A 12,503-nucleotide genomic window follows, 5' to 3' on the forward strand; every position below is an offset into this window, starting at 1 on the left:
GGTGAACTGGGTCAGGACGGTACCTGGCGTTCACCTGGTCTGTCAGTACCTGTGGGCCTGTGAACTTCGCCGAAATTTTCGCATCACATCGTTCACCGCCGCTGTGTACAGTGGAGCAGCCTCCGCGCGCGCAGCCGCGCGACGCCTCCTTAGCTCAGATGGCCAGAGCAACGCACTTGTAATGCGTAGGTCGTCGGTTCGAATCCGACAGGGGGCTCCGTACGACGTCGGCCCCCCGGCCTGTGAGCCGGGGGGCCGACGTCGTGTCCGGGTGGGTCAGCGGTTCGCGCTGGAGGGGCCGAAGAACTCGATCTCGGCGATGGCGACCTGCTTGTCGGCGGAGGCCGCGTGGGCCGACTCGATGGTGAAGCGGACCTTGGTGACCTCGCCGACGCGGAAGGGGCGGCGCTGGCCGCCGGGGCCCTGGTCGAGGGTGAGGTCGCGGGTCGTGGTCCGGCCGTCCTTGGTGGTGACGGCGGCCCGCACGCGGTGCGGCAGGGCGGACTCGCTCAGCTGGTCGGCCTTGGTGGACACGCCCGGGGTGATGATCAGGTCCAGCAGGCGGGTGGGCTCGGTGAAGGAGACCTCGAACCACTGGCCCTGGCCGGACTGCGAGATGCCCGGGCCCCACCAGGTGTTGCTGAGCTTGTCGATGAGGAGTTCCGGCTTGTGGCCGGCGTAGGACCGGGAGGCCGTGATCCGGTCCGGGGAGACCGGGGCGCGCTTGGCGAAGTGGTCGCGGGTGGCCTGGATGCCGTCGGGGATGTAGACGAAGCCGAGGACCGCCAGGGTGACGACGACGGCGAGGGTGATCCAGGTGCCGATGCGGTCGAACACCCGGCGCAGGCGCGGGCGGTCGCCGGCCCAGGGGGTCTCGCGGCGCCGGCCGCCGAAGAGGCGGCGCCACCAGGGGGCGGGCGCGGTGGTGTGCTCGCCGGTGCGCACCAGGGGCATCGCGCAGCGGGCGCAGTAGTGGCGGTCGGGGCGGTTGGGGGTGGAGCACCACGGGCAGGGCGGGCCGTCGGCGAAGTCCGGCTGGTGGCCGGGCGCGCGGACCTGAGGCCGGTCGGCGTCGGGGCGGCCGGGCAGGACGGGCGCGACGGCGGGGGGCGCGGCGGGCGCGGGGGCGTTCGGGTCGGCGACGGGGACGAGGAGGGAGCGGGCCCGGTCGGACATGGTGTCGGTGAGGGCGTTCGGGGCCGGGGCGGACGGTACCGGCGTGGTGGGGGCGGTCTCGTCGACGTCGGGGGTGCGGGGGCCGGTGGCGGGGGGTGCGGAGGGTGCGGTGCCTCCGGCGGCGGTCCCGGGTACGCGGGGTGCGGCCGGTCCCGCGGTGGTCCCCGCGGCTCCCGCGGTCGCGGCGCCGGGTTCCCGGGGCGGGGCCGCCGGGTCGTCGGCGGTGCGGTCCGGGGTGCCCGGTGCGTGCGCGGCGGCGGCCGGTCCCGCGGGGTCCGTTCCGCCGGGGCCGTCCGCGTCGGCCGGGCGGCGCGGGTGCGGCACCATCGGCGGGCCGGCGGTGCCGTCGTCCCCGCGCCTGCCGCCGGTGGGCTCCGGGGCGGGCAGGCCGTTGCGGGCGGGGGGCACGCCGGTGCCGCCCGGGCCGGGGCGCGAGAAGGCGTCCCAGCCGGGGTCCCGGTCGGGCGAGGAGGCCGCCGGCTGCGTGGTGCGGGCGCCGCCGGCCTGGTCCCAGCGGAGTACGGCGCCGCACGCGTCGCAGAAGGACTGGCCCGGTTCCGCGCGGGTTCCGCACTCGGCGCAGTTCTGGGTGGTCATCTCTCCGGGGTCCTTTCGGGGGCGGTCACTTCGACGGTGTAGGGCATGTGGGCGGGGCGGGCGGCGGCGACGAGCCGGTCCAGGCGGTGGGTGTCGGCCGGGGACGGGTCGGGCAGCCGCAGGGCGACGTGGAGGCGGGGGCGCGGGGCGCCGGGGAAGGGGCCCAGCGGGCGGGCGTTCCAGGCGGCGCCGCCGCTCTCGGTGATCTCGGGTGCGACGCCGAACGCGAGCCGCACCGCCTCGGACAGACCGCGCCGGGTGCCGCGTACGCGGTGCAGGCGGGCGGCGGCGGACACGGCGGCGCGCAGCCGGTCCTCGGGTTCGGTGCCGTCGGTCTCGGCGCCGACCCAGGTGCCGAGCCACCGGGCGAAGTCGGCCGGGGTGAGGGCGGGGTCGAAGTAGGCGTCCAGGCAGTCCAGGACGTTCAGGATCGGGGCGAGGACGTCGTCGAGGCCGCCGACGAAGCGCTGGGCGAGGTCGTCGTCGGCGAAGACGGCCGGGAGCATCGAGCCGATGGGCAACGAGGAGCCGAGGCCGTCGACGGAGCCCCGGCGGGAGCCGGCCGTCACCCGTTGTCCCCGATCACGCGGACCCGGTGGTCGAAGGAGAAGACCAGCGCGGGCGCTTCGAGGTCGATGCGGTCGGTGGGGTCGCCGCGCTTGCCGGTGAGCGGGTCGGCGGGGTGCAGGACGACCTCGTCGACGAGTTCGACGCCGGGGACCCGCTGGAGGACGGCGAAGACCTCGCCGGCCTGCACGGGGCGGCCGAAGGGCCAGCCCGTGCCGTCGGCGCCGCCGGTGAGCGGGTCCAGGTGCCGGTAGAGGGCGTCGTGGGCCCGGCGGCGGACGCGGTCGGTGTCGACGCCGCGGAAGGCGTGCACGGTCGCGACGACGGTGACGCCCTGGTAGTACGGCGGGCCGACGGCGAGACGGGTGCCGATCAGGCGGCGTTCGTCGAGGTGGCGGGTGATGCGGTCCAGCAGGGCGTCGCCGGGGACGAGCTGCTCGAAGCGGAGCCGCCCGCCGGGGTCGGGCACGGCCTGCGGCACGACCAGGACGCGGACCGCGTAGGCCCCGTGGTCGCCCTCCTCGCCCTCCAGGCAGGTGATCCGGGCGGTCTCGGGGGCGGCCCGGCGGGCGAGTTCCTCGTAGTCCCGCAGGGTCACGGCGCGCTCCTGGGCCCGTAGCGTGATCGGGGCCCGCAGCTTCGCCTCCTCGACGGTCTCGCCGTCCACACCGCCCCGCGCGGCCTCGCGGTTGACGACCTCGGAGACGTACGGGATGGAGGTGCGCAGCACCTGGACGGCGCCGCGGGCCACGTTGCCGGCCCGGCCGCCGCCGGTGCGGTAGCGCAGGGCGCGGACGACGGCGCCCTTGGGGGCGACGGCGCCGTACTGGCGCAGGGTGCCGTCGGCCTCGCGGACGGCGGGGCCGAAGGCGATCCGGCCGGTCGCGGCGTCCAGGGTGATGTGGTGGTCGCCGGGCCGGGAGCCGGCGAAGTGCGGGACGACCTGCCAGTCCTGCCAGCCGTCGTCGGCGGCGGTCTGGAGGACGACGGGCGGGTCGTCGGCGACGACGGGGGCGTGTTCGAGCCGCAGCCGCTGGCCGGGCAGGCCGGTGGACTCGCCGAGGGCCTCGTCGTGCACGGTCTCGGCGTGCACGGTGCCGGTGGTGCCGCCGATGGTGTACGCCTCGGCGGAGTGGATGGTCGGCGAGGTCGTGTAGAACGGCTGGCCGGGCAGCGGGTCGGTGACCCGGCAGCGGATCCAGCCGGCCTCCTGGCCGCCGTTGCGGGACAGGACGTGCCCGCCGGGGACGTGGAGCACGATGTCGCCGGGGCGGTTGAGGCCGCCGGTGCCGTCCCGGTCGACCTCGCAGGGCTGCCAGCCGTCCTCGGTCCAGGCCTCCCACACCAGGGGCGGCTGGCGGGGGTCGACGCCGACGCCGTCGACGCGGCTGTCGAGTTCCAGGGCGAGCGCGCAGTGCGGGACGGCCGCGGTGAGGCCGATGAGCATGCAGTCGCCGGGGGCCGGGGCCTCGGAGAAGCACATCAGGTGCTGGCCCTCGGCGAGGTCCGTGGTCCGGTCGGTGACGGCCTCGCCGCGGTGCTGCACCATCAGCCGGCCGAGCGCGCACGGCAGGACGGTCAGGTCGCCGACGGTGGCGAAGACGACGGCCTCGTCCCGCTCGGTGCGCAGGGTGGCGACCTCGGTGCCGGCCGGGACCAGGACCGTGTCCTCTTGCGGCGCGGACAGCCAGAAGGTGACGTCCGTGCGGGCGGCGGACGGCGGGAAGAGGGTGATGCCGACCAGGTCGAGGAAGGCGAGGTGGTTCTTCTCCGGTACCCGGTTGAGCCGGTAGACGATCTGGTCGGCCATGTGGGCGACCGTCTCGACGAGGGTGACGCCGGGGTCGGAGACGTTGTGGTCGGTCCACTCCGGGGCGCGCTGCTGGATGTAGCGCTTGGCGTCGTCGACGAACTGCTGGAAGCGGCGGTCGTCGAGGTTGGGGGAGGGCAGGGACATCAGCGGTCGCTTTCGGGAGAGCCCGGGAGGCCCGCGGGGCCGGCGGGACCCTCGGTGAGGTCCGGCTCGTCGTGGGAGGGGATGACGTAGAACGGGAAGACGAGGCTGCGCGGGTTGTTGGTGCCGCGGATCGAGTAGCGCACGTCGATGTAGAGGACGCTCTGGTCGCCGCCGGTGGTGACCTCCACCTGGTGGACCTCGATGCGCGGCTCCCAGCGGTCCAGGCTCGTGTACACCTCGTGCTGGATGCGGCCGGCGGTCTGCTCGTTGACCGGGGCGAAGACCAGGTCGTGGATGGCGCAGCCGAACTCGGGCCGCATCGGCCGCTCGCCCGGGGCGGTGGCCAGCACCAGCTGCATGGCCTCCTCGATCTCGCGCTCGCCGCTGACCAGGGCGATGCCGCCGGTCGGCCCGATGCGCAGCGGGAACGACCAGCCGGAGCCGACGAACTGTTCGGCCATCAGAGGGCCACCTGCCTTCCGCGGGGACGGTTCACGACGCACCCGGCACGGGGATCGTGATGACCTTGAACGAGGGGGCCAGGACGGAGAAGCTCGCTCCGACGACCCTCGTCGTGGCGGAGTTGAGCTGGAGGCTGGCGCCGCCGGTGATGTTCGTGGCGGCCCCGCCGGTCAGGCTCGCCGCGCCGCCCGCCACCAGGTTCAGGGCACCTCCCGCGTTCACCCCGATCTGGCCGGCGCTGCGCATGTTGATCACGCTGCCGCCCTGGAGGGTGAGCGGGCCGCCGCTCTTGATGGTCAGGGAGCGTCCGGCGCTGAGCGACAGGCTGGTGCCCGCCTCCACCGACACCGAGCGGCTGCCGGTGATGCTGACCGTGCCCGCGCTGTCCACGGTGATCTCGGTCTTGGTGCGGTCGAGGTTGATGGTGAGCTTGTCGTTGCCGCTGGCGATGCGGACCCCCTGCCTGCGCCCGCCGGTGCGCTGGCTGAGCAGGTCGACGCGGTTGCCCTGGCGGTCGGACAGGGTGTGCCGGGCGGCCTTCTTCTTCAGGCCGTCGTGCAGCGGGACGTCGACCTTGGTGGGCAGGTCCCGGCCGTTGTAGAGCCCGCCGATGACGAACGGGTGGTCCAGTGCCCCCCGGTCGAAGGCGACCAGCACCTCGTCGCCGACGTCCATGGGGAAGACGCCGCCGCCGCCCACGCCGCCCAGCTGCACGCTGCGCGTCCAGTCGCTGACGTAGGCGTCGTCCAGCCACGGGAACTGGAGCTTGACCCTGCCCTGCTTCAGCGGGTCCTGGACGTCGGTGACGATGGCGTTGGCGACGCTGGGGATGCGGGCGGCGCTCGCCGGGTCCGCACCGCCGCCGCCGCCCGAGGCCAGCCCGTACAGGGAGCGCCACTGGCGTCCGCTGACGGTGATCCAGGACTGGTAGGGCTCGCTGTCGCCGAAGTGGTGGCGTACGGAGGTGACGGTGTACTTGCCCTCGAAGGGCTTGCCGACGTCGCTGAGCGCCACGGGTACGCCGGGCCGCAGGTCGGGGCTGCCCTTGACCGCGATCTCCAGTTCGGCGAAGGAGGACGTGACGTCGGCGGCGAGGGACTGCGCGGCGTGCCGGACCTCGTCCTGGCGGTCGTAGGGGTTGGCGGTCTCGACGAGTTTGGCCGCCTTGAACCTGCCGGCGGCCTCGCCCGGGGTGGAGCCGATGGTGAGGCCCGGGTCGGTGGTGGCGGGCGCGACCTCGGTGATCTTCTTCTTGGTGGTGACGTTCCAGCCGCGCGACTCGACCTTGCCGGTCTGGTCGGCGGCGGTCACCGCGGCCCGCAGCCGCATGATGTCGTGCCGGGCCTGGAGGACGAAGGCGCTCTGGTCGCCGTCGGTCTTCGGGGAGGGCGCCCCGGCGGCCGGGGTCGGCCTGACGAACCGGAACTTCCCCTTGGCGTCCACGGACATCACCATGTTGTTCTCGTCGGCGAGCCGGGCGAGGAAGTCCCAGTCGGTCACGTTGGACTGGCTGATGAACCCGTATGCGCCCTTCGTCGGCTCGATCCGGCCGATGGACACGCCGTCCATGGCGGCGAGTTTGCGGGCGATGTCGGAGGCCTTCTGGTTGCGGTAGGCGGCCACGCGGCGCTGGCGCATCATGCGGTGCCCGAAGTCGTAGCCGCGGATGACGGTGTAGCTGCCGGTGCCGTCGTAGTCGGCCTCCATGGCGGTGACCTCGCCGGTCAGCAGGGGTTTGCCGACGCCCTGGCCGTCGGCCACCGGGGTGATCACCACCCGGGTGCCGAACTGCACGTTCAGCTTGCCGAGGACCAGGTGGTCGGGGTCGCGGAAGGTGATGCGGAAGGCGGCGGGCACGCCGATGCCCTGGTCGACCCAGCCGTCGACGAGCATCAGGGCGATGTCGTCGGGCAGCTTCGCGGCACCGATCCGGACCTGGACGATGCTGGAGAACGCGGGGCGCACCATCAGTGCGGCACCTCCTCGGCGGCGGGCAGCATGAGTTCGGTGCCGGTCGGCAGGCGCGCGGGGTCGTCGATGCCGTTGGCCTCGGCGATCGCCCGCCACGCGTTCGCGCTGCCGTACTCGCGCCAGGCCAGCGACTGGAGCGAGTCCCCGGCGACGACCCGGTGCACGCGCTGGGCGGTGAGCGCGCCCGAGGTCGGGTTCTGCCCCCGGGTCGGGCCGGGGATCTCGACGAGGTGCACCTGGCAGGTGGCGCGGATGGGGATGCCGGTGGTGCCGAAGAGGGTGTAGGAGGCCTCGACGGAGGCGACGTACGCGGTGAACCGGGCCGTGGAGAAGGAGCCCCACTCGAAGACCACCCAGGGCGGCGACGGCTGGTCGGCGGCGAGGCTCTTGGCGGTCACCTCGCAGCAGCGCAGCAGCGACTCGACCTTCTTCAGAACGGTGTTGCCGCCCGGCCTGGTGGAGGAGTCCAGGAAGATCTCCAGCGTCATCTCCCGCGGCTCGGCGCCCATGAACTGCGGCTTCGCGGCCTTGCGCACGGCCGCCGTCGGCGTCGCCTTCCACTGGGTCCGCTGGGAGAGGGACAGCTGGGCCGGGTTGAACTCGAAGCCGAAGGTGCGCATCAGCGCCCCGGGTGTGGTGGTCGTGCCGGTGGGGGGCTCGTGGATGGCGAGGTTGGCGCGTACGAGGCTCTTGCCGGCGCCCTTGCCGCTCTGTGCCATGGGTCTTCCTCTCTGCTCCGCGACGCCGTCAGTCGGTGAAGCCGTGGTGGGTGATCTCCAGTACCTCGTTGGCCACGGCCGGGTTGCCGGGGTCGAGGCTGGGGCCCTGCCAGCTGACGGGCAGTACGTCGATGAGCCCCCAGCGGGCGACCAGCGAGCCGTCCGCGCGCAGCGCGGAGATCTGCGCGGTCGGCCGCTTGATCCCCGTCTGGACGGAGGAGATCCACTTGGCGACCTTGGTCGTGTCCGGCGTGAGGGGGCGGGTCAGGCGGATGTTGGAGAAGGAGACACGGGTGGGCAGTTGCCACACGAACCCGTTGTTGCCGCCCTCCTGGCGCTGCTCGATCTCCACCTGGGACGACAGGCCTTCGCACCCGTTCCAGTAGCCGAGGCTCTCGCCGTCGATGGTGAGGGTGAACCAGATCGTGGAGCCCGGGTCCTGGCGGGGCATCGGGGGTGGGCCTTTCTGTCGGGCGGGGCAGGTGGGGCAGGCGCGTCGCGGTCGGGAGCGGGTGGGGTGCGGGGAGCGGTGGGCCGGTCAGTGGCGGGGGTCGCGGAGTCTGCCGATCCGTTCGCGGTCCATGCGCAGTTCGGTACGGACCTGGCGGGTGACGCGGCCGACGATGCGGTGCACCAGTTCGTCCAGCTGGAACTCGGTGAGTGCGCGCGGGTCGAAGCCGCCGGCCGGGACCGCCGTGTACGCCGGGGGCGGGTCCTCCCGGGCCGGGGAGGCGGCGTGCGGCGACTGCGGGGGCGGGCCGCCGGGCGGTGCGGCGCCCGGGGTCTCCGGCGGGCTGTAGGGCGGCGGCGGGTCGGCCGGGGCGGGCCGGCGCGGCGGGGTGTGCAGGCGGCTCAGGGTCTCGGCCACGGCGACCGACGTCGCGGCGGCGAGGGCACCGGTGGTGCGGTGCCGGCCGAAGAGGCGCTGGACGGGGGGCGCGGGGGCGGCGCCGGGTGCGGAGGCGGCTCCGGGTGCCGTGGGTGCCGGCGGCGCCGTCGGTGCGACGACCGGCCGCGGCGGGTCCGAGGGTGACGGCGCGGGGGGAGCGAGGGGGGCCACGGGGAGCGGGGCCCCGGTGGCCGTGGCCCCGGCGGGCGCGGGCCGGCGCAGCGGTACGGCCCGGGCGGGGGCGGGCCGGGCGGAGCGCTGGACGACGGGGCGTTCGGTCCGGTGCGCGGCGGTCGTGGGCGCGGGGCCGGTCGGGGACGCCGGTACGGGTACGGCGGGGGGCGCCGGGGTGACGGGCGGGACCGGTGCCGGGAGGGCGGAGGCCGGGCCGGACGGGGGTGCCGGTACGGGGGTGGGAAAGGGGCCGGTCGGGGGCGCCGGTACGGGTACGGCGGGGGGCGCGGATGTGAAGGGCGGCGCCGGTGCCGTGACGGTGGGGGCCGGGCCGGACGGGGCGGTGGCCCGCTGGACCGGCGGCAACGGCGACGGCAACGGTGAACGGGCGGCGGCGCGGCCGGTGCCGGGGGTTGGTACCGCCGCCGACGAGCGTGCGGTGAGGGAGGTGGCGTCGGCCGGCGGGGCGGAGCGGGGAGCACCGAGGGGGGAACGCCGCGGCGCCGGGGAGGAGGGGGCCGCCGGTGCGGGGCGGGGGGCCGGGGTGGCAGGGACCGACGGTGCCGACGGTGCCGGGCCGGGGGCCGGGCGCGAGGCGGCGGCGGGTCCCACGGGCTGGCCTGCCGGGGCGGCGGGTCGGGACGACAGGGGAGCGCCGAGCCCCGGCCGGGGCGCCGTGACGCTGCGCTGCACCGGTCGTGCGGGGGCGGCGGCGGTCGGCTTCTCGGCCCCCGGGTGGGAGAGAGGAACGGCGGCCGGTCCCGCGCCGGTGCCGGCGGGCGGTGAGGTGGCGGGATGCGCGGCGGCGGGCGGGTTCGGTGCCGTGGCCGCCCGGGCTGCCGCGGAGCGCTGTACCGGGGGCGGGGCGGCGGCCGTGGGCGTGGACGCGGCCGGGGTGGGTGCGGCGGGGGCGTGGCGGGCCGGGGCGGGGCGCGGGGGCTGCGCGGACTGCCGGGGTTGCGTGGGCTGCCGGGGGTGCGTGGGCTGCGTGGGGTGGGGCGGCTTCGCCAGGTCGGCGGGTGCCGCCTGCCGCTGTACGGGGGGCTGGGCGCCGCCGGGCGGGGCGACGGGAGGTGAGGCGGGGGCGGGGTGCGAGGCGGGGGCGGGGCGCGGCGGCTCGGTCGTGCCACGGGGGCCGCGGGAGGGCGCGGGCGCGCTTCCCCCGGCTGCGGGGCGGCCTGACGGTGCGGTCGTCGCGCCGCCGGACGTCGAATTGTTGCCGGTCGGCGGGGTGTTGCCGGTCGGTGGGCGGGACGCCGGGGGTGTGCCGGTGGCGTGGCCCGGGGTGGACGTGGGGCCGGTCCGGATCGCCGCTCGCTGCACCGGCGGGGGCGGGGCCGCCGGCCGGGGGGCGGTGCCCTGGGGGGCCGTTTCGGCTCGGCGCGCGTCGCGCTTCCCGGGGACCGCGGGGGAGCGGTCGGACGGTGAGGCGGTGGGCCGGGCCGGGGTGCCGGGGGGCGCCGTGCGGCCGGTGGTGGAGGGGTTGCGCGGTGCGGTGACCCGCTGGACGGGCGGGGTGGCACCCGACGGAGACGGCGACGGTGCCGACGCATGGGCCGGTGGCCGTGACGGTGCCGGCGACGGTGCCGGGCCCGGGGACGGCGCCCCCGGGGTGCGGACGGAACGCGCGGGGCCGGCGCCGGACGACGGCGGGACGGGGGCGGGGTGCGCCGCCGCAGGCCGCACGGGTGATGTGCCCGGCGCACCGTCGGCCGAGGTGGCCGACCGGCCGGAGGCGGGCGGGGACGCGGGCACCGCCGGGGATGCCGGACGGCTGCCGCTCACGTCGCTCCGGGTGGGTCCGGGCCGGGTCACCGCCCGCTGCACCGGCGTGTCGGCGCCGGCCGGGGGCGTGGTCCGGGCCGCCCGTGCGGCGCCGCCGTCGCCCGCCGTGGTGCCGGGCTGCGGTACGACGCGCCGCACCGCTCTGCCGGGGGCGTCCGGTGCGGCGGTCCGGCCGTCCGCGACGGGGCCGGCCGTGCTCGCGGCGCCGGAACCGGGGGCGGGAGCGGGGCCGTTCACCGTCGGGCGCGGTGGGGCGCCGGGCGCGGTGGCCGGGGTGGTGGCCGGTGCGGGGCCGGTCCGGGCCCGCGCGCGCTGGACGGGGGCAGCGTTCGGCGGGCTGTCGCCGGACGGGGCGGGTGCGGGCGCCGGGGCGGTCTGCCGGGCGGGGGTCGTCGGCGCGGGGCCGGGTTGCGGTGTGGCGCGCGGTACGGGGGTGCCGGCCTCGCCGGTGGCAGCGCGGGTGGGTCCCGTGCCGCGCGCGGGAGGCGCGGAGGCCGGGGCGGTACGGCGGCCCGCGGGCCGCTGACCGGCATCGGAGCGCGGCACCGCGCGCTGTACGGGCAGGCCGGTGGTGTCGCCGCCGCCGGACGGGGGCGGCGGGGCGGATCTCGGTGCCGTCGGTGGGGACGGCGCGGCGCCGGACGGGCGGGCCGGGGAGGGCGCGGCCGGGACCGGGGCCGGGCCGGGGTCCGCTCGGTCGCCGTCCGCCGACGACGGTGCCGGGCCCGGTGCGGCCGCCGGGGCGTCGGTGGTCCGGCGGCTCGCGGGCAGGGACCGGCGCTGCACGGCCGCCGACCCGGAGGGAGCCCTGGTCAGCGGAGTCCGGGAGTGAGGTGCCGCGGACGGCACCGGTGACACGCGGACCCCGCGGGCGGCCCGGGGCGGCGTGGTGGCCGGTGCGTCGGACGACGCCGGGTCGGTGGACCGCGCCCGCCGGACCGGCGCGGCCTGTGCGGGCGCTGTCGCGGGCGGGACGGCCGCCTCCGCCCCCGTACCCGCGCCCGTACCCGCGCCCCGCACGGGGCCCGTGGGCGTCGACGGGGCCGTCGTGGGTATCGCCCGCAGCGGCACGACCGGCATCCGCTGCACCGGGGCCGCGCCCGCCGGCGCCGACGGCGGCTGGGACGGAGCGGGACCCTGGGGCCCCGCTCCCGGCCGGGCCGACTCGGCGAACGCGCCGGACAGCATGCCGTGGCCCGCCGCCGGGTCCAGCACCGCGGGGGACGGCGCTCCCGTGAACGACGGGTTCTGCCAGGTCGGCAGCCGGCCGCCGAACCCGGCGTCCGCGACCCCCGTACGGGCGCCCCCCGTGGCCCGCTGGATCGGCGGCAGACCCGACCAGGCGGCGACGGCCACGGGCGGGGGAGCGGAAGCGGGCGCCGTAGCGTTAGCGGGCGCGGAAGCGGTCGTACCCGACGCCCCGGCCGGACGCGACGCACTCGCCGTGCCCGACGTGTCCGCCGTACCCCCGCCCCCGCCCGTGCCCGCGCCGTCCGGCGTGCCGGCGCCACGGCCTCGCAGCCGGTCCAGGAATCCCACCGATCAGCCCTCCGCCGCGCCCCGCGTCACGAGGGACGCGATCTGGTCCGTGTACCGGCGGCGGTCCTGGTGCTCCAGGTCCAGGATCGCCTCCAGGCTCCAGTGGAAGTGGTAGGCGACGTACGCGATCTCCTCGTGCAGCCGGTCGGTCGCGTACGTCACGATTCCCCCAGGCGGCTCCCGCCGAGTTCCACCTCGAAGGGCTCCGTGCAGTGCGGGCACTGGACGGCCGCGCGGGTGTGGCCCTCCGCGTTGATCTGCCGGTAGAAGTCCTGGAGGAACGCGAGGTCGGAGGCGAACATGTTCTCCACGATCCCGTCGTGCACCATCGCCAGGGTGCCCAGCCGGGTGATCACCCGGCCGAGCAGCACCACCGACAGGTAGGCCGGGTTCTCCTGCACCCGCACGTCGCGCAGCGGGATGAGTTCGTCCCGCGCCGTCGACAGGCGCATCACGCCGTCCCGGTGCACCGTGCCCGAGTCGTCGACGTAGCCGCGCGGCAGCTCGAAGGGGAACTCGGTGCGCAGCTGCTGCCGCGGAACCGCCTCGGCAGGAGTCTCCGGAGGTGGGGGGGGGGGGGGGGGGGGGGGGGGGGGGGGGGGGGGGGGGGGGGGGGGGGGGGGGGGGGGGGGGGGGGGGGGGGGGGGAGAGGAAAGAGGACGGGGGA

The 12,503-nt window shown here is 76.9% G+C and carries 11 protein-coding genes and 1 tRNA gene; 2 read left to right on the forward strand and 10 right to left on the reverse strand.

Annotated features, from left to right (window positions below):
- Positions 1–143: 143 nt before the first annotated feature.
- Positions 144–217: transfer RNA gene (locus AC07FV_RS26785), tRNA-Thr, on the forward strand.
- 59 nt (positions 218–276) lie between these two features.
- On the opposite strand, the gene AC07FV_RS26790 is transcribed toward AC07FV_RS26785, so the two are convergent.
- From AC07FV_RS26790 to AC07FV_RS26825, 8 genes are all read right to left on the reverse strand, one after another.
- Positions 277–1,773, reverse strand: a complete 1,497-nt coding sequence (locus tag AC07FV_RS26790) for an NADase-type glycan-binding domain-containing protein (RefSeq protein WP_479089818.1) — start codon at positions 1,771–1,773, stop codon at positions 277–279.
- Positions 1,770–2,279 (reverse strand): phage tail protein, encoded by a 510-nt coding sequence (locus tag AC07FV_RS26795; protein WP_479090058.1) that lies wholly within the window; start codon positions 2,277–2,279, stop codon positions 1,770–1,772. Before AC07FV_RS26795 ends, AC07FV_RS26790 begins: the two co-directional genes overlap by 4 nt.
- Before the next feature lie 59 nt (positions 2,280–2,338).
- On the reverse strand, positions 2,339–4,297 hold the full coding sequence (locus tag AC07FV_RS26800) for a putative baseplate assembly protein (protein ID WP_479089820.1): 1,959 nt from the start codon (positions 4,295–4,297) through the stop codon (positions 2,339–2,341).
- The gene (locus tag AC07FV_RS26805) at positions 4,297–4,758 is read right to left on the reverse strand and encodes a GPW/gp25 family protein (protein ID WP_479089821.1); all 462 of its coding nucleotides are present in this window, start codon (positions 4,756–4,758) and stop codon (positions 4,297–4,299) included. The genes AC07FV_RS26800 and AC07FV_RS26805 overlap by 1 nt, the downstream gene beginning before the upstream one ends.
- A 31-nt stretch (positions 4,759–4,789) precedes the next feature.
- Positions 4,790–6,727: a VgrG-related protein gene (locus AC07FV_RS26810; RefSeq protein ID WP_479089822.1), complete on the reverse strand. Its 1,938-nt coding sequence runs from the start codon at positions 6,725–6,727 to the stop codon at positions 4,790–4,792.
- Positions 6,727–7,449 carry a CIS tube protein gene (locus AC07FV_RS26815; protein WP_383644307.1) on the reverse strand — a complete coding sequence of 241 codons (723 nt, stop codon included), beginning with the start codon at positions 7,447–7,449 and terminating at the stop codon, positions 6,727–6,729. The genes AC07FV_RS26810 and AC07FV_RS26815 overlap by 1 nt, the downstream gene beginning before the upstream one ends.
- A gap of 28 nt (positions 7,450–7,477) precedes the next feature.
- The gene (locus tag AC07FV_RS26820; RefSeq protein ID WP_121747713.1) at positions 7,478–7,900 is read right to left on the reverse strand and encodes a phage tail protein; all 423 of its coding nucleotides are present in this window, start codon (positions 7,898–7,900) and stop codon (positions 7,478–7,480) included.
- A gap of 87 nt (positions 7,901–7,987) precedes the next feature.
- Entirely contained in the window at positions 7,988–8,509 is a 522-nt protein-coding gene (locus AC07FV_RS26825; RefSeq protein WP_479089824.1) for an extensin, read from the reverse strand.
- A 1,498-nt stretch (positions 8,510–10,007) separates the two neighbouring features.
- Between AC07FV_RS26825 and AC07FV_RS26830 the strand changes: the two genes are divergently transcribed.
- Positions 10,008–10,823: a hypothetical protein gene (locus tag AC07FV_RS26830; protein ID WP_479089826.1), complete on the forward strand. Its 816-nt coding sequence runs from the start codon at positions 10,008–10,010 to the stop codon at positions 10,821–10,823.
- 1,016 nt (positions 10,824–11,839) lie between these two features.
- Here the strand turns inward: AC07FV_RS26830 and AC07FV_RS26835 are convergent.
- The gene (locus AC07FV_RS26835) at positions 11,840–11,998 is read right to left on the reverse strand and encodes a DUF6760 family protein (RefSeq protein ID WP_167392550.1); all 159 of its coding nucleotides are present in this window, start codon (positions 11,996–11,998) and stop codon (positions 11,840–11,842) included.
- Positions 11,995–12,503 (reverse strand): hypothetical protein (locus AC07FV_RS26840; protein ID WP_479089827.1); only part of this gene is annotated, 509 nt, incomplete at its 5' end. The genes AC07FV_RS26835 and AC07FV_RS26840, both read right to left, overlap by 4 nt.

It is taken from the genome of Streptomyces sp. NPDC045956, assembly GCF_056430705.1.